The 19369-nt window shown below is 74.1% G+C and carries 19 protein-coding genes and 1 pseudogene; 12 read left to right on the top strand and 8 right to left on the bottom strand.

The window, feature by feature from the left end; genetic code table 11:
- The 4 genes from ACTWJ9_RS18330 to ACTWJ9_RS18315 all read left to right on the top strand — a co-directional run bounded on the left by ACTWJ9_RS18330 (position 1) and on the right by ACTWJ9_RS18315 (position 6839).
- Entirely contained in the window at positions 1 to 2601 is a 2601-nt protein-coding gene (locus ACTWJ9_RS18330; RefSeq protein ID WP_443294442.1) for a helicase-associated domain-containing protein, read from the top strand.
- Between the two features lie 32 nt (positions 2602 to 2633).
- A complete protein-coding gene (locus tag ACTWJ9_RS18325) occupies positions 2634 to 3008 on the top strand; it encodes an iron chaperone (RefSeq protein WP_279335311.1) in 375 nt (124 codons plus the stop codon).
- A 140-nt stretch (positions 3009 to 3148) separates the two neighbouring features.
- A complete protein-coding gene (locus ACTWJ9_RS18320; RefSeq protein WP_279335310.1) occupies positions 3149 to 4792 on the top strand; it encodes a DNA repair helicase XPB in 1644 nt (547 codons plus the stop codon).
- A gap of 235 nt (positions 4793 to 5027) precedes the next feature.
- Positions 5028 to 6839, top strand: coding sequence for an alpha/beta hydrolase (locus ACTWJ9_RS18315; RefSeq protein ID WP_443294441.1), 1812 nt, complete (start codon positions 5028 to 5030; stop codon positions 6837 to 6839).
- Here the strand turns inward: ACTWJ9_RS18315 and ACTWJ9_RS18310 are convergent, their stop codons facing one another.
- Together ACTWJ9_RS18310 and ACTWJ9_RS18305 are read right to left on the bottom strand one after the other, a co-directional pair.
- Positions 6840 to 7046 (bottom strand): hypothetical protein, encoded by a 207-nt coding sequence (locus ACTWJ9_RS18310; protein WP_384205043.1) that lies wholly within the window; start codon positions 7044 to 7046, stop codon positions 6840 to 6842. It abuts the gene before it with no gap.
- A gap of 122 nt (positions 7047 to 7168) precedes the next feature.
- Positions 7169 to 8194 (bottom strand): annotated as a pseudogene (locus ACTWJ9_RS18305) (IS200/IS605 family accessory protein TnpB-related protein); the annotation flags it as partial.
- A 203-nt stretch (positions 8195 to 8397) separates the two neighbouring features.
- Between ACTWJ9_RS18305 and ACTWJ9_RS18300 the strand changes: the two are divergent.
- Positions 8398 to 10548, top strand: a complete 2151-nt coding sequence (locus tag ACTWJ9_RS18300; protein ID WP_443294440.1) for a HelD family protein — start codon at positions 8398 to 8400, stop codon at positions 10546 to 10548.
- A gap of 80 nt (positions 10549 to 10628) precedes the next feature.
- On the opposite strand, the gene ACTWJ9_RS18295 is transcribed toward ACTWJ9_RS18300, so the two are convergent.
- The 3 genes from ACTWJ9_RS18295 to ACTWJ9_RS18285 all read right to left on the bottom strand — a co-directional run bounded on the left by ACTWJ9_RS18295 (position 10629) and on the right by ACTWJ9_RS18285 (position 13031).
- A complete protein-coding gene (locus ACTWJ9_RS18295) occupies positions 10629 to 11327 on the bottom strand; it encodes a copper homeostasis protein CutC (RefSeq protein WP_279335305.1) in 699 nt (232 codons plus the stop codon).
- Positions 11328 to 11431: 104 nt separating this feature from the next.
- Positions 11432 to 12112 (bottom strand): maleylpyruvate isomerase family mycothiol-dependent enzyme, encoded by a 681-nt coding sequence (locus ACTWJ9_RS18290; RefSeq protein ID WP_279335304.1) that lies wholly within the window; start codon positions 12110 to 12112, stop codon positions 11432 to 11434.
- 40 nt (positions 12113 to 12152) lie between these two features.
- Positions 12153 to 13031 carry an alpha/beta hydrolase gene (locus ACTWJ9_RS18285; protein WP_279335303.1) on the bottom strand — a complete coding sequence of 293 codons (879 nt, stop codon included), beginning with the start codon at positions 13029 to 13031 and terminating at the stop codon, positions 12153 to 12155.
- A gap of 239 nt (positions 13032 to 13270) precedes the next feature.
- Between ACTWJ9_RS18285 and ACTWJ9_RS18280 the strand changes: the two genes are divergently transcribed.
- The 4 genes from ACTWJ9_RS18280 (at position 13271) to ACTWJ9_RS18265 (ending at position 15095) form a co-directional block, all read left to right on the top strand.
- Positions 13271 to 13915: an HD domain-containing protein gene (locus tag ACTWJ9_RS18280; RefSeq protein ID WP_443294439.1), complete on the top strand. Its 645-nt coding sequence runs from the start codon at positions 13271 to 13273 to the stop codon at positions 13913 to 13915.
- A 53-nt stretch (positions 13916 to 13968) separates the two neighbouring features.
- Complete coding sequence (locus ACTWJ9_RS18275) at positions 13969 to 14265, top strand: hypothetical protein (protein WP_443294438.1); 297 nt, start codon at positions 13969 to 13971, stop codon at positions 14263 to 14265.
- A complete protein-coding gene (locus ACTWJ9_RS18270) occupies positions 14262 to 14432 on the top strand; it encodes a hypothetical protein (protein ID WP_443294437.1) in 171 nt (56 codons plus the stop codon). The genes ACTWJ9_RS18275 and ACTWJ9_RS18270 overlap by 4 nt, the downstream gene beginning before the upstream one ends.
- Positions 14433 to 14561: 129 nt before the next feature.
- Entirely contained in the window at positions 14562 to 15095 is a 534-nt protein-coding gene (locus ACTWJ9_RS18265; RefSeq protein WP_341483693.1) for a GNAT family N-acetyltransferase, read from the top strand.
- Here the strand turns inward: ACTWJ9_RS18265 and ACTWJ9_RS18260 are convergent.
- Complete coding sequence (locus tag ACTWJ9_RS18260) at positions 15077 to 15415, bottom strand: DUF4031 domain-containing protein (RefSeq protein WP_279335299.1); 339 nt, start codon at positions 15413 to 15415, stop codon at positions 15077 to 15079. The genes ACTWJ9_RS18265 and ACTWJ9_RS18260 overlap by 19 nt on opposite strands.
- Positions 15412 to 15843, bottom strand: coding sequence for a hypothetical protein (locus ACTWJ9_RS18255; protein WP_387039880.1), 432 nt, complete (start codon positions 15841 to 15843; stop codon positions 15412 to 15414). The genes ACTWJ9_RS18260 and ACTWJ9_RS18255 overlap by 4 nt, the downstream gene beginning before the upstream one ends.
- A gap of 55 nt (positions 15844 to 15898) precedes the next feature.
- On the opposite strand from ACTWJ9_RS18255, the gene ACTWJ9_RS18250 reads away from it, so the two are divergent.
- Together ACTWJ9_RS18250 and murQ are read left to right on the top strand one after the other, a co-directional pair.
- On the top strand, positions 15899 to 16807 hold the full coding sequence (locus tag ACTWJ9_RS18250; RefSeq protein WP_387039882.1) for a MurR/RpiR family transcriptional regulator: 909 nt from the start codon (positions 15899 to 15901) through the stop codon (positions 16805 to 16807).
- A 124-nt stretch (positions 16808 to 16931) separates the two neighbouring features.
- Positions 16932 to 17903 carry an N-acetylmuramic acid 6-phosphate etherase gene (gene murQ / locus ACTWJ9_RS18245; RefSeq protein ID WP_279335296.1) on the top strand — a complete coding sequence of 324 codons (972 nt, stop codon included), beginning with the start codon at positions 16932 to 16934 and terminating at the stop codon, positions 17901 to 17903.
- Here murQ and ACTWJ9_RS18240 read toward each other — a convergent pair.
- Positions 17864 to 18421 carry a hypothetical protein gene (locus ACTWJ9_RS18240; RefSeq protein ID WP_443294436.1) on the bottom strand — a complete coding sequence of 186 codons (558 nt, stop codon included), beginning with the start codon at positions 18419 to 18421 and terminating at the stop codon, positions 17864 to 17866. The two genes, murQ and ACTWJ9_RS18240, sit on opposite strands and share 40 nt — an antisense overlap.
- A gap of 274 nt (positions 18422 to 18695) precedes the next feature.
- Between ACTWJ9_RS18240 and ACTWJ9_RS18235 the strand changes: the two genes are divergently transcribed.
- Entirely contained in the window at positions 18696 to 19265 is a 570-nt protein-coding gene (locus ACTWJ9_RS18235) for a hypothetical protein (RefSeq protein ID WP_279335294.1), read from the top strand.
- Positions 19266 to 19369 lie beyond the last annotated feature (104 nt).

Here is a 19369-nt window from a genome sequence, read left to right as displayed (position 1 = left end):
ATGAGCACCGAGGAGAAGCCCGCGGCGGCCCCCCGATCCCTCGCGGAAGAGCTCCGGGGGCGGGACGACGTCGGGCTTGCCGCGCTCCTGCGCAGCAGGCCGGACCTCGTCACGCCCGTGCCCACCGACCTCACCCAGCTCGCCACCCGGGCCGGGACCCGGGCCTCGGTCGTGCGGGCCCTGGAGCGGCTGGACCGGTTCGCGCTGCAGACCGCGCAGGCGCTGGCCGTGGCGGCCGATCCGGCGCCGTACGACGAGCTGCTCGGGCTGCTGGCCGGCGACGAGGGCGATCCCGCGGTGTCCGCCGCGCTGCCGCACGTCGTGCGGACGCTGCGCGAACAGGCGCTGGTGTGGGGCGGCGACGACCGACTGCGGCTGGTCCGTACGGCCCGTGAGCTGCTCTCCCCCTCCGCGCAGCACCCCTCGCCGACCGGTCTCGGCCCGACCGTGCGGGAGGCGACGGCCGGGATGTCCCCGGGGCGGATCCAGGAGATCGTCACGGCGGCCGGGCTGCCGTCCACCCATGACTCGGTCTCCGCGGTGGCCGCCCTGACCGGGCTGTTCACGGACCGGGCGCGGATGTCGGCGCTGCTCGCCGAGGTGCCGCCCGAGTCTGCGGAGACGCTGGAACGGCTGGTGTGGGGGCCGCCCTACGGCCAGGTCACCGCCGATCCGGCGCCCCGGCTGCGTCTGCTGCTGGACCGGGGGCTGCTGCTGCCGACGGCGCCCGGCACGGTCGTGCTGCCGCGTGAGGTGGCGCTGCATCTGCGGGGCGGGCGGGCGCACCGGGCGACCGAGCCGGTGCCGCCACCCGTCGAGCCCGCGCCCGCGCCCGCGCACCGTCCACAGGTGGTGGACGCGGCGGCGGCCGGGCAGGCGTACACGGCGCTGGCGGCCGTCGAGGAACTGCTGAAGGACTGGGACGAGGGCGGTCCGGCGGTGCTGCGGTCCGGCGGGCTGAGCGTGCGGGACCTGAAGCGGACCGCCGTCGCCCTGGACGTGCCCGAGCCGGTCGCCGCGTTCTGGGTCGAACTGGCTTATGCGGCAGGGTTGTTGGCCTCCGACGGGGAGGCCGACGAGCGGTACGCGGCGACCCCGGCGTACGACACCTGGCTGGAGCGGCCCGCCGCCGAGCGCTGGACGGTGCTGGCCACGGCGTGGCTGGCGGCGACCCGGACCCCGGGACTGGTCGGCGAGCGGGACGCGAAGGACCACACGGTGGCGGCGCTCGGTCCGGGGCTCGACCGGTCGGCGGCGCCCGAGGTGCGGCACCGGGTGCTGGCGCTGCTGGCGGGCCTGCCGGAGGGGACGGCTCCGGTGGCCGAGTCGGTGCCGGCGCGGCTGCGGTGGGAACGCCCGCCGCGCCCCGGCACCGGCGACGGCGAGGACCTGCGCTCCCGGCTCGCCCGGTGGACGCTCACCGAGGCGGAGACACTGGGAATCACCGGCCGGGGGGCGCTCTCGGCCCACGGGCGGGCGCTGCTCGGCCTGCCCGCGCCGGAACCGGACCGTCCGGACCACCCGGCCGAACCGGAGCCCCGGGGGCCGGGCGACCGGTTGCCGGTCCACCACCGGCCGGCCCCGCCGCCGGGCCCCCTCTCCCCCGCCGGGTTCTCCCCCGCCGGGTTCTCCCCCGCCGGGTTCTCCCCCGCCGAGCCGAAGAACGTCACCGCCGCCGCCCGGCTGCTGGCACCTCTGCTGCCCGAACCGCTGGACCACGTCCTGCTCCAGGCCGACCTGACGGCCGTCGCGCCGGGCCCGCTGCGACGGCCGCTCGCGGACATGCTGGACGTGCTCGCGGACGTGGAGTCGAAGGGCGGGGCGACCGTCTACCGGTTCACTCCGGGCTCGGTACGCCGTGCCCTGGACGCCGGGCAGACCGCCGCCGACCTGCACGCCTTCCTCACGGCGCACTCCCGCACACCGGTTCCGCAGCCGCTGGCGTACCTGATCGACGACGTGGCCCGCAGACACGGGCATCTGCGGGTGGGCGCGGCCTCCGCGTACGTACGCTGCGACGACGAGGCGGTGCTCAACGAGATCCTCGCCGACAAGCGGGCCGCGGAGCTGGGGCTGCGCCGTCTCGCGCCGACCGTGCTGGCCGCGCGGGCCGACCCGGCCGGCCTGCTGGAGGGGCTGCGCCGGATGGGGTTCGCGCCGGCCGCCGAGTCCGCCGAGGGCGATGTCCTGATCACCCGCGCCCATGCCCACCGCACCCCGCCGCGCACGCCGCCCGAGCCGGTTCCGGAGGGGCCGCCGGTGCCCGACGACACCCTGCTCACGGCGGCGATCCGGGCCGTACGGGCGGGCGACCTCGCCGCCACCGCCCCCCGCAAGCCCCGGGCCGGGCGCGGGGGCGGCGAGCTGCCGCGCACCGGGTCCGCCGAGACCCTCGCCACCGTGCAGGCCGCCGTCCTCACCGGCGAGGCACTGTGGATCGGCTACGTCAACGCCGAGGGCGCGGCCAGCCAGCGCGTCATCGCCCCGGTCCGCGTCGAGGGCGGCTTCGTCACGGCGTACGACCACACCGCCGACGAGGTCCGCACCTATCCGCTGCACCGGATCACGGGCGTCGCGGAACTGGCGGACGACGAGAGCTGAGCCCGCTCCGCGGCGCGGCGTAGGCTCCGTCCATGGTGCGGAGCACAGTGCAGGACGTCGAGAGCTACCTCGCAGAGGCCCCTGAGCCGCGCAGGGCCGCGCTGGCCGAACTGCGGCGGCTGTGCAGGGCGGAACTCACGGGCTTCACCGAGGTGATGGCGTACGGCATGCCCGCCTACGAACGGGACGGCACGGCCGAGATCGCCTTCGCCTCCCAGAAGCGGTACCTGTCCTTCTACCTCCTGCGCGGCGATGTCCGTACGGCCTTCGAGAACCGGCTGGCCGGGCAGGACATGGGCAAGGGCTGCCTGCGGTTCCGCAGGCCGGAGGATCCGGCGACCATCGACTTCGACCTGGTGCGCGACCTGCTCCGGGCCACAGCGGCCGAGCCGGGCCCGATCTGCTGACGGGCTCACACCCTCCGGGACCCGAAGTGGCGGGCGTCACTCCGGGTCCCGGAGGGCGGGCGATCAGGCAAACTGGACGTTTGGCCGAGCTGTGCCCGTGCAGTGCCCGTGCCGAGCCCGTCGCAGAAAGGCAGCCGCGCGTGAATGGTCCGCTCATCGTCCAGTCCGACAAGACGCTTCTCCTGGAAGTCGACCACGAGCAGGCGGACGACTGCCGTCGCGCCATCGCGCCCTTCGCCGAACTGGAGCGGGCCCCGGAGCACATCCACACCTACCGGGTGACCCCGCTCGGCCTGTGGAACGCGCGGGCCGCCGGCCACGACGCCGAGCAGGTGGTGGACGCGCTGGTGCAGTACAGCCGCTACCCGGTGCCGCACGCGCTGCTCGTCGACATCGCCGAGACGATGGACCGCTACGGCCGGCTCAGCCTGCTCAAGCACCCGGCGCACGGTCTCGTCCTCACCAGCACCGACCGGCCCGTCCTGGAGGAGGTGCTGCGCTCCAAGCGGATCGCCCCGCTGGTCGGCGCCCGCATCGACCCGGACACCGTCGCCGTGCACCCCTCGGAGCGCGGGCAGATCAAGCAGACGCTGCTGAAGCTGGGCTGGCCCGCCGAGGACCTCGCCGGGTACGTGGACGGCGAGGCGCACTCCATCGAGCTGGTCGAGGACGGGTGGACACTGCGCCCGTACCAGAAGCAGGCCGTGGAGAACTTCTGGCACGGCGGCTCCGGCGTGGTCGTCCTCCCCTGCGGCGCGGGCAAGACGCTGGTCGGCGCCGCTTCGATGGCACAGGCGAAGTCGACCACGCTGATCCTGGTCACCAACACCGTCTCGGCCCGGCAGTGGAAGCACGAGCTGGTGAAGCGGACCTCGCTGACCGAGGACGAGATCGGCGAGTACAGCGGGACGAAGAAGGAGATCCGTCCCGTCACCATCGCCACCTACCAGGTGCTGACGACCCGTCGCAAGGGCGTCTACCCCCACCTGGAACTCTTCGACTCCCGGGACTGGGGCCTGATCCTCTACGACGAGGTGCACCTGCTGCCCGCCCCCGTCTTCAAGTTCACCGCCGATCTGCAGGCCCGCCGTCGGCTCGGTCTGACGGCGACCCTCGTCCGCGAGGACGGCCGCGAGTCGGACGTGTTCTCCCTCATCGGCCCGAAGCGGTTCGACGCGCCGTGGAAGGAGATCGAGGCGCAGGGCTACATCGCGCCCGCCGACTGCGTGGAGGTCCGGGTCAACCTCACCGACTCCGAACGGATCGCGTACGCGACGGCGGAGACCGAGGAGAAGTACCGCTTCTGCGCGACGACCGCCACCAAGCGGAAGGTGACGGAGGCGATCGTGCGCCGCTTCGCCGGTCAGCAGATCCTCGTCATCGGGCAGTACATCGACCAGCTGGACGAGCTGGGCGAGCACCTGGACGCCCCCGTGATCAAGGGCGAGACGTCGAACGCGCAGCGGGAGAAGCTGTTCGAGGCGTTCCGGCAGGGCGAGATCGGCGTGCTGGTCGTCTCCAAGGTCGCGAACTTCTCGGTCGACCTGCCGGAGGCCACGGTCGCCGTCCAGGTGTCGGGCACCTTCGGGTCCCGGCAGGAGGAGGCCCAGCGGCTGGGCCGGGTGCTGCGGCCCAAGGCGGACGGCCACCAGGCCCACTTCTACTCCGTGGTCGCCCGCGACACCATCGACCAGGACTTCGCGGCCCACCGCCAGCGCTTCCTGGCGGAACAGGGCTACGCCTACCGCATCATGGACGCGGACGAACTCCTCGCGGAGAGCTGAGCGGGCGCCCCTGGGGGCGTTGTTCCCGGGCGTCGTCCCTGGGGGCCTCGTTCCCGGGGCGTCGTCCCCGGGTCGTCATCCTGCGGGAAGGTCGAACACCAGAGGGGGCGGGCCACTCACTTCAACACCCGATCGGACGCGTGTCGGTTGCCCGCTCGGCGGACCGCCGGTGGTATGACAGCGGGTCCGCTGCCGCGGGCCCGGCTCCCGGTCGCCGCGAGGGAAGGGCCTGCCCATGCCACGGACCGCCACCGCCCCACGGATACCCCTCACCCGAGCCGCCGGTGCGGCGGCCGGGGCACTGATCCTGCTGCTCGGGGCGGTCGGCCCGGCGTCTGCGGGCGGACCGGGCGGCGGTGACGGCGACGGCGGTGGCGGCCGCGACGGCGGTGACGGTGGCGGGGTGGTGCTGCGGTGGCAGGACTGCCCGGACGTCGCGCAGACCGGGTTCGAGTGCGCGACGGCGAACGTGCCCCTGGACCACACCCGCCCCGGGGACCGCACCATCGAGCTGGCGGTGATCAGACACCGGGCCGCCGCGCCGGAGAAGCGGGTCGGCACGCTGTTCTTCAACCCCGGCGGCCCGGGCAGCCCCGGCACCCTGGGACTGCCGCAGCTGTACGCCAAGTTCCCGGACGAACTGCGGGACCGCTACGACATCGTCAGCTGGGACCCGCGCGGCGTCGGCGAGAGCACGGCCGTACGCTGCTTCGACACCGCCGGGGAGGCCGTCGCCTGGCAGTCGAAGCTCCCGCCGTTCCCGGTGGGCGAGCGCGAGCAGCAGGCGTTCGTCGCCGCGTACGCCGACCTCGCGAAGCGGTGCGAGCAGCGCGATCCGCACCTGCTGCGCCATGTCTCGACCGCCGACACCGCCCGCGACCTGGACCTGCTGCGCGCCGCGGTGGGCGAGAAGCAGCTGCGGTACTGGGGCGTCTCGTACGGCACACTGCTCGGCGCGACCTACGCGAACCTGTTCCCCGAGCGGGCCGGACGGCTCGTCCTCGACGGGAACGTGGACCCGCTCACCTGGTTCGGCGAGACCGGCCCGGCGGGTGAGGCCGGGGCGGCGGGCGAGGCCGTCCCGGCGGGTGGGTCCGGGACGGCGGGTGGGTCCGAGGCGGTGAACACGTTCCTGCGGCTCGGCTCCCACCTCGGTTCGGCCGACACGCTGGCACAGTTCCTCGACCACTGCGGGCGCGCACCCGTGACCCGGTGCGTCTTCTCGGCGGGCACCCCGGCCGCCACCCGCGACAAGTACGACACCCTGATGCGGCGCCTCGCCGCGCGGCCGGCCGGTGACAGGACGTACGCGAGGGCCGTGAGCGAGGTGCGCGGCGGGCTCTACACCGTGCACCCCGGCTGGACCGGTGTCGCGGACCTGCTGGAGGCACTGTGGTCCGGCCGGCCCCTCCTGGCACCGGGCGTCCCGACGGGCGTCCCGGTGCCCTACCCGGGCTTCGAGCAGCCGCTCGCGGTGATGTGCGCGGAGAGCCCCAACCCGCGGTCACCACTGCGCTACCCCGAGCTGGAACGGCGGGCGGTGGCGGAGGCCGGGGAGCTGGCCCACTGGTGGGTGTGGGCCAACGAGCCGTGCGCCACCTGGCCGGCCCGGGCCGCCGACCCGTACACCGGCCCGTGGGACCGGGCGACCGCCCACCCGGTGCTGGTGGTGAACACGACCCACGACCCCTCCACCCCGTACCGGGCGGCCCAGAACATGGTCGGGGAGCTGGGCGACGCGCGGCTGCTGACGCTGGACGGGTACGGGCACACCGCGCTGGACAACCCGAGTGCGTGCGTGGGACGGCACGTGGTGCGGTACTTCCTCACCGGAGCGCTGCCGCCGAAGGGCGCGCGCTGCACGCAGGACCTCCCGCCGTTCGCCCCGCCGGTCGAGGCGCCGTCGGCGTCGGAACCGATGCGGGCGCAGGCCGGGACGCCTGCCGGAGGCCTGCCGCGGGCCGCGTCCCCGGACGGGCCGCTGCCGTCGCCGTACGGCGCCTGGCCGCTGGAGGTCGTCGAGGGTCTGCTTCCGCCGCGTACGTGATCAGTGGCGGCGGCGGACGCCGGCCTCCTCGTTGTACTCGCCGAGGACGGTGACCGAGAAGAAGGCCTCGGTGAAGGCCCTGACGGCGCGCAGGGCGTTGCCGAGACGGTGCGGGGAGTGGTGGACGGAGCCGGTGGCGGTGGCACCGCGGCGCGGAGGGCCCTGGCCACCGGCCCGGTTGCCTGGGGTGAAGGTCGCTGCGCTCATGTGTCCAGAGTGCGCCGGATCACCCGTTCGGGGCATCAGTCCTTGGGACCGGCTTCGGACCCCGCCCGATCCCCCCTGAGGCGGCCGGTCTCCCCTGCGAGAAGGACCCGGAACCGTTCCTCATCAGTGAGCAGGAGTGAGTCCTGGACCCAGCCCTGAACATCTGGCGCATCCCGAACGGTGGTGGATGCACTGGTCGCCCGCGTTCGCTCCGCATCCGGCGACACGCATCGTGTGCGTGGTCCGGGGATGCGGGGGCGGGTTCCCTCACGCCCCCGGGCACGATGTCCGGCCTGGGCGGTCCGATGCCCCACACGATCACTCCGGTCGTGTGGGGGCGGTGCCGTCCGTCGCCGGACACGGTGCCCGAGGGCGCGCCTTCCGATCGCGACGCCGGCGGCGTCGTGACGGGTGGTCCTGCGGTTCTTCGAGGTGAGGGGCTTCTGCCAGTGCTGCGCGCCCCACATCGAGGTGTACGCGGGGTCGACCGCGACGACGGCGATGCCGAGTTCGGCCGCCATCGACACCAGCCGTGCCCGCAGCCTGGCGACGGGCAGGCCGCTGATGAGCTTGCGGAACTGCTTCCTGCGGCCGTGCTTCTCGCGGGTCTTCTCCGCGCCGAAGTCGAGGTTTTCGATCGCGATGGCGACGCCTTCGCGTCGTGCCCAGTGCAGCAGGCGGGTGAGGGCGTGCCGTACCTGGGCGTCCCGGTGGTGGGCGGTGCCGCCGAGGTCGTAGAAGAAGCGGCGGGGCTCGCCGCACGGGTTGCCGTGCTCGTCCAGCCGCCAGGCGGCGAGGTGATCGGCGTTGGTGTCCACCCCGATCAGACCACCCGAGCGGGCCTGCGCCAGGGACACGGTCTGGACCGGGGGGATCGTCCACGAGGCCGTGAGGTACCAGCGGCCCCGGTCCACGTCGTAGTGGATGCGGTAGGCCACCGCCCGGTTCGCGGACACGCGGTCGGCCCACTGCTCGCCCCGGTGCGCGAACGCCACCCGGCCGGTCAGGACGTACCGGCCGCGCGGGGCGTTGGCCAGCCCGGCAAGCGGGGCGGGCAGCTTGATACCGACCTGACCGTCCGGGCCGATGCGGATGGTCTCGTTGCCGTGGCGTTTCCCGGACTCCCCATCCGCCTGCAGGAAACGGCCGGGAGGGAAACCGTTCGCCCCCGGGGCCTGCGGCCGACTAGAATCTCCCGCTCGCCCCGGCCGCGCCGTCCGGGGCCTCCCCGCCTCCCTCGCCGGAGCGCCACCGCCCGGACGGAAACCGGCCGGTCAGCCATGCCGTGGTCACGCGGCATCACCGTCAGCACCAGGCGGCATCACCGTCAGCACCAGCCGGAGGCAGCCCCGTGCCCACGCACGTCCCCGAACCCGCTCCCACGCCCGCGCTCGCCGATACCGGCCCGCTGGACCGCGAGCGGGCCCACCTCGCCGCGTCCCGTACCGCCCTGCGGGCCATGCGCGCGGACGTCGAGGCCCTCGACCTGGGCAACGTCACCGCGAACTGGGTCAACACGCAGATCCTGGAACGGCAGATGGCGGAGCGCGTCAAGGCACTGGCCGACCTCAGCGACACCCCGCTGTTCTTCGGCCGCCTCGACTACCTGCACGCTCCCCCACTCTCGGCTCCTCCCCCACTCTCGACTCCGCTCGAGCGGGGGCACCCCCATGAGCAGGGGGACCCCCACGGCGCCGAGGAGGCGGAAGGAGCCGAGGGCGAGCGCTTCTACGTCGGTCGCCGGCATGTGCACGACGTCGACGGCGACCCGATGGTGATCGACTGGCGGGCGCCGGTCTCGCAGGCGTTCTACCGGGCGTCCAGGAAGGACCCGATGGACCTCGCGCTGCGCCGCCGTTTCGGCTACACCGGTGGCGACCTCACGGCGTACGAGGACGAGCACCTGTCCGACCCGGCCGAGGCATCGGCCACCAGCAAGCTGCTCCAGCAGGAGATCGAGCGGCCGCGCGTCGGCCCGATGCGGGACATCGTCGCCACCATCCAGCCCGAGCAGGACGAGATCGTGCGCTCCGGCCTCTCGGGCAGCGTCTGCGTGCAGGGCGGCCCCGGCACCGGGAAGACCGCCGTCGGCCTGCACAGGGTGGCGTACCTCCTGTACGCGCACCGTGAGCGGCTGGCCCGCACCGGCACGCTGGTCGTCGGGCCGAACCGGTCCTTCCTGCACTACATCGAGCAGGTGCTGCCCGCACTGGGCGAGCTGACGGTCGGGCAGGCGACGGTGGACGACCTGGTGGCCCATGTCGAGGTGCGCGGGACGGACGACCCGCGGGCCGCGCTCGTCAAGGGCGACGCGAGGATGGCCGAGGTCCTGCGCCGGGCCCTCCACTCGCACGTGACGATGCCCACCGAACCGGTCGTCGTCGTGCGCGGCTCACGCCGCTGGCGGGTACCGGCGTACGAACTGGAGGAGATCGTCCGCCAGTTGCTCGACCGCGACATCCGCTACGGCGCCGCCCGCGAGGCCCTCCCGCAGCGCGTCGCGCACGCCGTGCTGGTGCGGATGGAGCGCGCCGGGGAGACGCCGGACGACAGGGTGCAGGACACGGTGGCCCGCACCGGCGCCGTGAAGGCCGCGGTGAAGACGGTCTGGCCGGCCGTCGACCCGGCGAAACTCGTCCTGCGCCTGCTGGCGGACCCGGACTTCCTGGCCGAGCACGCGGCCGGACTGCTGGACGAGGACGAGCGGAAGGCGATCCTGTGGACGAAGCCGGCGCGGTCGGTGAGGTCCGCGAAGTGGTCGGCGGCCGACGCGGTCCTGATCGACGAGGCCACCGACCTGATCCGGCGCACCCCCTCCCTCGGGCACGTGGTGCTCGACGAGGCGCAGGACCTCTCCCCCATGCAGTACCGGGCGGTGGGCCGGCGCTGCACCACCGGCTCGGCGACCGTCCTCGGCGACCTGGCGCAGGGCACCACGCCGTGGGCGACCCGGAGTTGGGAGGAGGCACTGGCCCACCTGGGCAAACGGGACGCCGTGGTCGAGGAGTTGACGGCCGGTTTCCGCGTTCCGACGGACGTGATCGCGTACGCCTCCCGGCTGCTCCCGCACATCGCGCCGGGGCTGACGCCGGTGGCGTCGATCCGCGACAACCCGGGCTTCTTCGCGGTCCGTCCGATCACCGGCAGCGGCGAAGTGGTGTCGGCCTGCCGGGAGTTGCTGGGCCACGAGGGCTCGGTCGGCCTGATCGCCGCGGACGCCCGCGTCCCGGAACTGGCCCGGGAGCTCACCGCGGCGGGCCTCGGACACGTCGCGCCCGGCGAGGAGACGACGCACGACACCCGGCTCACCCTGGTCCCGGCGTCCCTGGCGAAGGGGCTGGAGTACGACTACGTGGTCCTGGACGAGCCATGCGCCGTCGTCGACGCCGAGCCCGACGAACGCACCGGTCTGCGCCGCCTGTACGTCGCCCTGACCCGAGCGGTCTCGGGCCTGATCGTGACCCACGCGGCCCCGCTGCCGGAGCAGTTGCTGCCGCACTGAGCCGGTCCGTGAGGCCGGTGCCGGCCGGTGCCTGCCGGTGCCTGCCGGAATCAGCCGGTGCCGACCGGTGCCTGCCGGAATCAGCCCCCGTCCACCACCCGGCGCCACTCGGCCACGGCCTCCGCCGAGACGGGCCCGCCCCACCCGTCCGGCCGGGCCGCGCCCCCGATGTGAAAGGCGTGGATCCCGGCGCCGAGCAGTGTGGGCACCTGCTCCAGCCGCAGCCCGCCGCCCACGAGCAGCTGCTGCTCGTACCCGGGTTCGTCCTGCTTCCCCCGCCGGGCCTCGGCGAGCAGCGTCGGCAGCCCGTCGGCCACCCCGCCGGGCGCGCCGGCCGTGAGGTAGGCGTCGAGGCCGGGCAGGCCGTCGAGCTGTTTGCGCAGGGCGTCGCGGTCGGCGGCGCGGTCGATGGCGCGGTGGAAGGTCCAGCGGCAGCCGTCCAGCGCGCCGACCACCCGCTCCACCGCGCCCAGGTCCACGCCGCCGTCCGCGTCCAGGAACCCGAGCACGAACTCCTGGGCCCCCGCGTCCCGCATCTCCCGCGCCGTGTCCACCAGCCGGTCGAGATCACCCGCCGCGAACCCGTCCGCCAGGCGCAGCATCACCCGCGGCGGGATGTCGACGGCCGCGCGCACGGCGGCGACGGTGCGGGCGGACGGGGTGAGCCCGTCGGCGGCCATGTCGGTGACCAGCTCGAGCCGGTCCGCGCCCCCGGCCTGCGCGGCGACGGCGTCCTCGACGTCGAGGGCGATCACCTCCAGGACTGCACGCTCGCTCATGGGACCCCATTCCTCGGCATCGGTCGGCGGCGACTAGAGGTCTAGTCCAATCCACCCTACGCCCGCCGCCCGGAGATCCGCGCCCCGAGCGCCCTCGCCGCGCCTCACTCGCCGAAGATGTTCAGCTCCGCCGCCCGTGCCCCGGCCAGCTCGTACGCGGCGCCGTCCACCGGCCGTCCCGCGTAGAGCCGTACCAGCGTCGGCCCGTCCCCGATGTACCGCGCCGGGGGCCGCCTGCCCGAGGCCTCGCCCAGCCGCAGGGGTTCGTCCACGTCGTCGAGGTCGGCGTGCAGCGGAAGGTGCCCCTTCCGGCCGGTCACGTAGGCCAGCAGGGAGAACGCGGACGGCAGCCCCGCGCCCGCGTACGCGCCGGGCTCCCCGAACGCCTCACGCACGTCCCCCGCGTGCACCCACTCGCCCAGCGCGAGGACGTCCAGCGCCCCGCCCGCCTCCGCGATCACCGGACCGGCCTCGGTCATCCCGCGCTCCAGCTCGTCCACGACGCGCCGGTTGCTCCACCCGGCCCGCTCGGCGATGTCCCGGCCGTTGGACGCGGGCGAGAACACCCCCTCCTCGAACCGGCGCTCCAGCACCCGCGTGAACGCGGCCGAACAGTGCGCCAGCACATCCCGCACCGTCCACCCCGGACACGCCACCACCGGCAGCGCGAAGTCCGCGTCCGCCCTCCCCCGCAACAACGGGATCAGCACGTCCCGCTCGGCGGTCAGCAGCCGCCCGGGCAGCTCCGGGTCTCGTACGTTCTGCACATCCGCAGGAGTCGTCATGCCGCCCACGCTAGTGGCGGCTCCGCCCCTGGGAGGGGAGTCACCCCGCGGACGGGGCCGGGAGCGTGGCGAGTTCGCCCAGGACCCGGGCCGCCGGCGCCGGATCGACCAGCCACTTCAGGTGACTGCCCGCGAGCGTGCGGACGTCGTACGGGTTGTCCGGCGTCAGCTCGTCGCCCTCGCGGATCAGCCGGTCCTGCAGGGCGAGCGGCATGCTCGCGTCGTCGGCCAGGCGGAGATAGGTCTTCGGGATACGGCCCCAGGTCGCCGCCTGCGCCCGGTCGGCGGAGGTGCCGACGTCCAGGTTCTCGTCGGGCTGGAAGGTGCTCAGGAAGGTCAGGAACTCCTCGTCGGTGCCGTCGGCGAGGAAGGCATCCTTGAGCGCCGCGAGGGCGGCCGGGTCCGCGGTGCGGAAGTTGACGCGGAGCAGGCCGAGTTCGGCGGGGTTCCCGGCCATCGCCAGGCCCAGGGAGGCGGCGTCGACCGTGGCCATCTCCGGCTCGGCGTAGTAGTCGCCGACGTCGAGCGCGACCGGGCACCAGGCCGCGACGTAGACGATGCGGTCGATCAGGTCGGGCCGCGCGTTGGCCGCGGCCGTGGCCGTGGCGCCGCCCCGGCTGTGGGCGACGAGGATCACCGGGCCGTTCCGCCTGGCCCGCTCCAGGACCCCGATCAGGTGCGCGGCGTTGTCGGCGAGCGTGACGCCCTTGATCGCACCGGGCGCGGTGGCGAGCCCTCCGGGATCCTGCGGCGCCTGGTAGGCGCGGGTGTAGGTCGCCGCGAAGCCGTGGCCGGGCAGGTCGACGGCGACCGAACGGTGCCCGAGCAGGCCGAGTTCGGCCTGGAGCGGCGCGAAGGAGAAGGAGTTCGCGAAGGCCCCGTGGACCAGTACGAACGTCGGTTGCACCTGGTTGCTCACTTCTTCCGGTCTCCTTCGGGTCGGCGGCACGCGCGGACGGATGTTCACGCTCCGGCGATTCACACTACCCAGCGAAAGATCACCCGCACTACCCGTAACGGCCCCTTCCGCTTGCGCGCAAGGCACGCCCCGAGAGATACAGGGCGCGGCGCGACCCCGTCCGGTACCTCACGGTACGGGCCGAGTCGGAGCTCTGTGGCGAGGTCCCCGCGTTCCACCGGGTCGGGAAGAATGGCCGTATGGCCGACACCGACGTCCTGCGTGCCCGTTTCGCCCGCGCCCTGGAGGGGGCCCGGGGTTCCGGGGGCGGGCCCGATCCGGCGCCCTACGCCGACGACCTGATCACCCGCTGGCAGGAGCCGCAGCGGCACTACCACACGCTCGCCCACCTCACCGCCGTGCTCGATCACGTCGACGAGCTGGAGGCGTACGCGGACGACCCGGACGTCGTGCGGCTCGCGGCCTGGTTCCACGACGCCGTGTACCTGCCCGACCGCTCCGAGAACGAGGAGCGGTCCGCGCGGCTCGCCGAGCGGGCGCTGGCCGAGGCCGGGGTGCCGGAGGCGAAGGTCGCCGAGGTGGCGCGGCTGGTGCGGCTCACCGTCACGCACGACCCGGCCGAGGACGACCGGGACGGTCAGGTGCTGTGCGACGCCGACCTGGCGGTCCTCGCCTCGCCCCCGTCGGCGTACGCCGCCTACACCGCCGCCGTCCGCGCGGAGTACCACTTCGTGCCGGGCGACGCCTTCCGCGAGGGCCGCGCCGCCGTCCTGCGCCGACTCCTCGCCCTGCCCCGCCTGTTCCGCACGCCGTACGGACAGGAGCGTTGGGAGGCCACGGCCCGGTACAACATCGGCGGCGAGTGGGAACTGCTGACGCAATGAGGCCGACCGGAGTAGCGTCGTGGACCGGCTCTCCGCAGGAAGGATCACCCTCCATGAGTGAACAGCCCGTCCATCCGGAAGCGCCCGTCGAACCGCCGCCCATGCGGACCCTCTGCGAAGTCCGGGCCGCCCTTGCCGCCGGGCTTGGTTTCCCGGGCGACCTGGCCCGCCTCGAAGCCGAACTGGCGGCCACCCTCAACCGTGTCGACTTCACGGACCTGCGTGAGGTGTCCGAGCTGATCGCGACGTATCGCGGGCATGTCCTGACACGCTGCGATCCCGACTTCGAGGCCTCCCTCGCCGAGGGCGTCGAGCTGGCCCGCGCGTTGAAGCTGGAGAGTCCCCTTTGACCGAGCCGACGGCCGCCGTGGAAGTCACGCACACCGCACGCAAGCGCCTCGACCTCCTGGGCCCCGCCGCTGAGGCGGTCGTCGAGGCGTTACGTACGGAGCTGGAGCGGACGCAGCAGCTGGGCCGTCGCGCCGTGTACTCGACCGGGGCGCGGAGGTCCGGGTGACGCGTGTCGAAGCCCGTGCGAACTGCCCCGCCTTGTCCGTCACGTATGTCCACCTTCCCCACCCGGCTCCCCCGACCTGCGCCATCGTGTCGGTCGTACCGGACGACTCGGGGAACGAAGGGGGCGAGGATGACAAGGGCTGACGAGCCGGCGGGCGAGAACACGATCCGCATACCCACCGACCGCCTCACCCTGGCGAGCATCACTCCCGCGGTCGCGTCCGATCTGTCGTCGAGCGGTGACGGCGGCTACCGGTGGGTCGGCGCCGCTCCCGCCGACGGGACCCGGGTGGGGGCCGGGTTGATGGTCGAGCAGTACGGGGAAGGGACCTTCCACCCGGCGTGGACCATGTACGTACTGGTCCGGCGGGAGGACGATCTCGCGGTGGGCGCCATGGGCTTCCACCGCGCGCCGGACGGGGACGGCCGGGTGGAGATCGGCTACGACCTCGTCGAGGGTGCCCGCGGCCACGGCTACGCCACCGAGGCGCTGCGCGCGCTGTCGGCGTGGGCGCTCGCGCAGGACGGCGTACGGACCGTCACCGCCGTCATCGACCGCGCCAACCTGCCCTCGCGGAACGTCGTCACCCGCGCCGGATTCACCCGGGCCGCCGAGAACGCGGGGGAGAACGCGGGCGAGTACGTCTACGAGCTGCGCCGCTGAACCTCGCTGACGCGCACCACGGCGGTGCGCACCACGTCGGCGCGTACCACGCCCTCGCGCACCGTGCTCTTGCGCACCCGCAGCCCCGCCCCGTACAGCAGCCGCACCACCTCGCGGCTGCTGACCTCCAGCGCCCCGGCGAGCACGACGTCCGGGTACCGGTGCTCGGGGATGTCGTAGTGGTCGCGTTCGAAGGCGCGGCGGGGGACGCCGAGGCCGGCGGCGAAGGCGTGCAGTTCGTCGTAGGAGACGTCGCTGACCAGGTGGGACCAGAGCCGGCCGTGTCCCGGCCAGGTGGGCGGGTCGATGTACAGGGTCACGTCGAGGCCGCCCCGCCCAGCGAGCCGACCGCCGCGACCTTCACGCCCGCCAGGTGGCACACCCAGTGCGGATCGGGGCCGAGTTCCGGCTCCACCTCCAGCGCGTGCGGGTCGCCGGAGCCGCACACCGGGCACAGCGGCCAGCGGCCGTACCGCTCCAGCAGGGCGTCCTGCACGTCCTGGGCGACCAGACCGGCGAGGAACCCGATGCCCTCCGGCCACTGCTCGACCCACCAGCGGCGGTGCGCGACGGACTCCTCGACGAGCGAGACGACGTCCGCCTCAGCGACCTCGTGCGCGACCAGGTCCGCGAGCACCAGCGCGCGGGCCGCGTGCAACGCCTGCTCCAGGGAGCTGACAGGGCCGACGGGGGTGTCGTCGGAATTGCCGGGATCGACGGGATCGACGGGATCGTCATGGGGGGCCATGCCCCCATTGTGCGCACCCTTGACCGCACCACCGAAACGAAAATATCTTTCAGGGGTGACCCAGGACGTGAAGGAAATTTTCGCTCCGCCCGCCCCCGCCGCCCTCGCGGCCAAGGTGCGCACGCTGGCCCCCTCGATGACCCGTTCCATGCAGCGGGTCGCCGAGGCCGTCGCGGGCGACCCGGCCGGCTGCGCCGCCCTCACGGTCACCGGCCTCGCCGAGCTCACCGGCACCAGCGAGGCCACCGTCGTCCGCACCGCCCGCCTGCTCGGCTACCCCGGCTACCGCGACCTGCGGCTCGCCCTCGCCGGGCTCGCCGCCCAGCAGCAGTCCGGCCGCGCGCCCTCCATCACGACCGACATCGCGGTGGACGACCCCATCTCCGACGTCGTCGCCAAACTCGCCTACGACGAGCAGCAGACCCTCGCCGACACCGCGGCCGGACTGGACACCGTCCAGCTCGGCGCGGCCGTCGCGGCGCTGGCCGGTGCCCGCCGGACGGACGTGTACGGCATCGGCGCCTCCGGCCTGGTCGCCCAGGACCTCACCCAGAAGCTGCTGCGCATAGGCCTGATAGCCCACGCCCCCGGCGATCCGCACCTCGCCGTCACCAACGCGGTGCAGCTGCGCGCCGGTGACGTGGCCGTCGCCATCACGCACTCCGGGTCGACCGGGGACGTCATCGAACCGCTGCGGGTGGCCTTCGAGCACGGGGCGACGACGATCGCGGTGACCGGCCGCCCGAACGGACCCGTCACCCAGTACGCCGACCACGTACTGACCACGTCCACGGCCCGCGAGAGCGAGCTGCGCCCGGCCGCGATGTCGTCCCGGACCAGTCAGCTCCTGGTGGTGGACTGTCTGTTCGTCGGCATCGCCCAGCGCACCTACGAGTCGGCGGCCCCCGCCCTGTCCGCGTCGTACGAGGCGCTGGCCCACCGGCACCGGAGCGGTCCGCGGTAGCGGACGGGACACCGGAGCCGTTCACGCCCCACCGCGGTTCCCGCGTTCCCGCACAGGCCGAGGACACCGGCCGAAGACACCGGGCGCAGCCCACCGGACACAGACCACCGGAGAGAACCGTTCCATGACCCCCACGCCCGAACCCCGTGGTCTCCGCGCCGAGTTGGAGACCCTGACCACCGAGGCGTTCCGTCCGGAGCTGGCGGACGTCGACCGGCTGCCCACCCTCGACATCGCCCGGCTGATGAACGGCGAGGACGCCACCGTGGCCGGTGCCGTGGCCGGACAGCTGCCGCGGATCGCCGCCGCGATCGACGCCGTCGCCGACCGGATGGCCCGGGGCGGCCGGCTGGTCTACGCGGGCGCGGGCACCGCCGGCCGGCTCGGTGTCCTGGACGCCTCCGAGTGCCCGCCGACCTTCAACACCGACCCCGCCAGGGTCGTCGGCCTGATCGCGGGCGGTCCCGGCGCCATGGTGACCTCGGTCGAGGGCGCCGAGGACTCGGCGGAGCTGGCCGCCTCCGACCTGGCCGCGCTGGGGCTGACCGCCGACGACTCGGTGGTCGGCGTCTCCGCCTCCGGGCGCACCCCGTACGCCGTCGGCGCCGTCACCTGGGCCCGCGAGCGGGGCGCGCTGACCGTGGGCCTCGCCTGCAACGCGAACAGCCCGCTCGCCGCGGCGGCCGAGCACGGCGTCGAGGTGGTCGTCGGCCCGGAACTCCTCACCGGCTCCACCCGCCTCAAGGCCGGCACCGCCCAGAAACTCGTCCTGAACATGATCTCGACGATCACGATGATCCGGCTGGGCAAGACGTACGGGAACCTGATGGTCGACGTCCGCGCCTCCAACGAGAAGCTGCGCGCCCGCTCCCGCCGTATCGTCGCCCTCGCGACCGGCGCGGCGGACGCCGACATCGAGCGCGCCCTGGCCGCCACGGACGGTGAGGTCAAGCACGCCATCCTGGTCCTGCTCGCCGACGTGGACGGCCCGACGGCCACCCGCCTGCTGACCGAGGCCGCCGGCCACCTGCGCGCCGCGCTGGCGAAGGTGAGCGGTCAGGAATCCGCAGGGGCCGGACCGGCGGCGGAGGGCTGATCGGTTCGGCGGCCCAGGAGCAGGGTGAGGCTGCACAGACCGCCGACCAGCCAGCTCCCCACCGCCCATCCGCCCTGACCGAGGCCCAGCGTCACGAGGAACGCGACCAACGACGCCGTGAGAACGACGACGGCAGCACGCCGCAGTCCGGTGCCGGCGTCCCACTCACGGCGCAGCATGCCGGAACGCCGCCACATCGTCCACAGACCGACACCGGCGACCAGCGCCTCACACACGAGGAGCCAGGCGGGCAAGGAGGGCACCGGGGGCAATCCGCCCGGCCCCGCCTCACCACGCCACAGGTCCAGGAGCCCCGCGCCCAGGACGAACGGGCCGATCAGGCCGAACACCCCCGCCACGGCACGGAGGAAGCCGACGCCCACACACGAGGCGCCGGCGCCGCCGAACGGCGTGGCCGCGCGGGACATCGCGTGGAAGCGGTGGGCCGCCCCCCGGAAATCCGTCGCGACGATCCAGCCGAAGGCGGTCGCGAACACCCCCCAGGCCACCGAGAACATCGCGCCCCTCCCCTCGTCGGCCGTCCGTCCCGGTCAGTGCCGACACCGGATGTGTCCGAGCAGGGTAAACGGGCATCACGGGCGTGCGACATGCCGGATCCCGGCAAGGTCCCGGCTCATCGGATGCCGGAACACGTACGCGGCGGGCGGCTGGATCCACACCGCCCGCACGGTTCGTCCGGGCCTCGAGCAGTCCGGGACGACCGCTCCGCACGACGGTGACCGCCCCCGGTGAACACTGGGATACTGGACCTCCCCCACCCGGAGACGAATCATGAACCACGCGCAGCTCACCGCCCTGGGCCGCGCCCTGCGCGTCCTCGGCGAGCACGGCGAGGCGCTGGCCGCCGACACGCCGGACGCCAAGCTGCACGAGGTACGGGCCGACCTGAAGCGCGCGCTGGACCGGCTGGAGGAGAGCGTCGAGACGGCCGCGCCCAGCACCCGCTGTGCCGAGCACCCGACCGGGCCGGTCGACAAGAGCGCCCCCGACCTGTGCCTGCTGTGCGAGACCCGGCGCCGGACCGCCCGCCGCGCCGAGTTCAACGGGCCGGCGCCCCACCAGCCGCCCACCGAGCCCGTCCCGTCCCGGTACGGGATGCACGGCGACCGCCCCCAGCCGCAGCAGCGCTGGCTGCCGGAGCTGTGGAACGGTCAGGCGTGGCAGCTGTGCGGCACCCCGCGCCGGGACCGGCGCGAGGCCGAGCTGTACATCGCGGCGCAGCGGCGCGGGCCCCGGCCCGCCACGGCGTACCGGGTGGTGCACGAGTTCACCGACTACGAGGTACTGCGCGTGTGGGGCACGCCGGTCCGGCACGACATCGAACCGATGCGCGACCTGTAGTCGACGGGGCCCGCAGCTCTGCTCGGCTCGGCTCGGCGTCCGCAGCGACGCCGCGTCGTACGGCTCGAGCTCGTCGCGCTCCAGCCGGTCGGGCACCAGAGCGG

Source organism: Streptomyces sp. GDS52, from assembly GCF_052246875.1.
GTDB classification, from domain to species: domain Bacteria; phylum Actinomycetota; class Actinomycetes; order Streptomycetales; family Streptomycetaceae; genus Streptomyces; species Streptomyces cathayae.
The sequence above is the reverse complement of the archived record's forward strand: the minus strand, read 5'-3'. Positions and strand labels throughout refer to the sequence as shown.

Coding starts and splice junctions, on each gene's coding strand:
- ACTWJ9_RS18235 (WP_279335294.1), top strand. CDS start 18,696: ATGAACCACGCGCAGCTCACCGCCCTGGGCCGCGCCCTGCGCGTCCTC.
- ACTWJ9_RS18280 (WP_443294439.1), top strand. CDS start 13,271: ATGGCCGACACCGACGTCCTGCGTGCCCGTTTCGCCCGCGCCCTGGAG.
- ACTWJ9_RS18325 (WP_279335311.1), top strand. CDS start 2,634: ATGGTGCGGAGCACAGTGCAGGACGTCGAGAGCTACCTCGCAGAGGCC.
- ACTWJ9_RS18310 (WP_384205043.1), bottom strand. CDS start 7,046: ATGAGCGCAGCGACCTTCACCCCAGGCAACCGGGCCGGTGGCCAGGGC.
- murQ (WP_279335296.1), top strand. CDS start 16,932: ATGACCCCCACGCCCGAACCCCGTGGTCTCCGCGCCGAGTTGGAGACC.
- ACTWJ9_RS18255 (WP_387039880.1), bottom strand. CDS start 15,843: ATGGCCCCCCATGACGATCCCGTCGATCCCGTCGATCCCGGCAATTCC.
- ACTWJ9_RS18290 (WP_279335304.1), bottom strand. CDS start 12,112: ATGACGACTCCTGCGGATGTGCAGAACGTACGAGACCCGGAGCTGCCC.
- ACTWJ9_RS18295 (WP_279335305.1), bottom strand. CDS start 11,327: ATGAGCGAGCGTGCAGTCCTGGAGGTGATCGCCCTCGACGTCGAGGAC.
- ACTWJ9_RS18330 (WP_443294442.1), top strand. CDS start 1: ATGAGCACCGAGGAGAAGCCCGCGGCGGCCCCCCGATCCCTCGCGGAA.
- ACTWJ9_RS18265 (WP_341483693.1), top strand. CDS start 14,562: ATGACAAGGGCTGACGAGCCGGCGGGCGAGAACACGATCCGCATACCC.
- ACTWJ9_RS18315 (WP_443294441.1), top strand. CDS start 5,028: ATGCCACGGACCGCCACCGCCCCACGGATACCCCTCACCCGAGCCGCC.
- ACTWJ9_RS18240 (WP_443294436.1), bottom strand. CDS start 18,421: ATGTTCTCGGTGGCCTGGGGGGTGTTCGCGACCGCCTTCGGCTGGATC.
- ACTWJ9_RS18275 (WP_443294438.1), top strand. CDS start 13,969: ATGAGTGAACAGCCCGTCCATCCGGAAGCGCCCGTCGAACCGCCGCCC.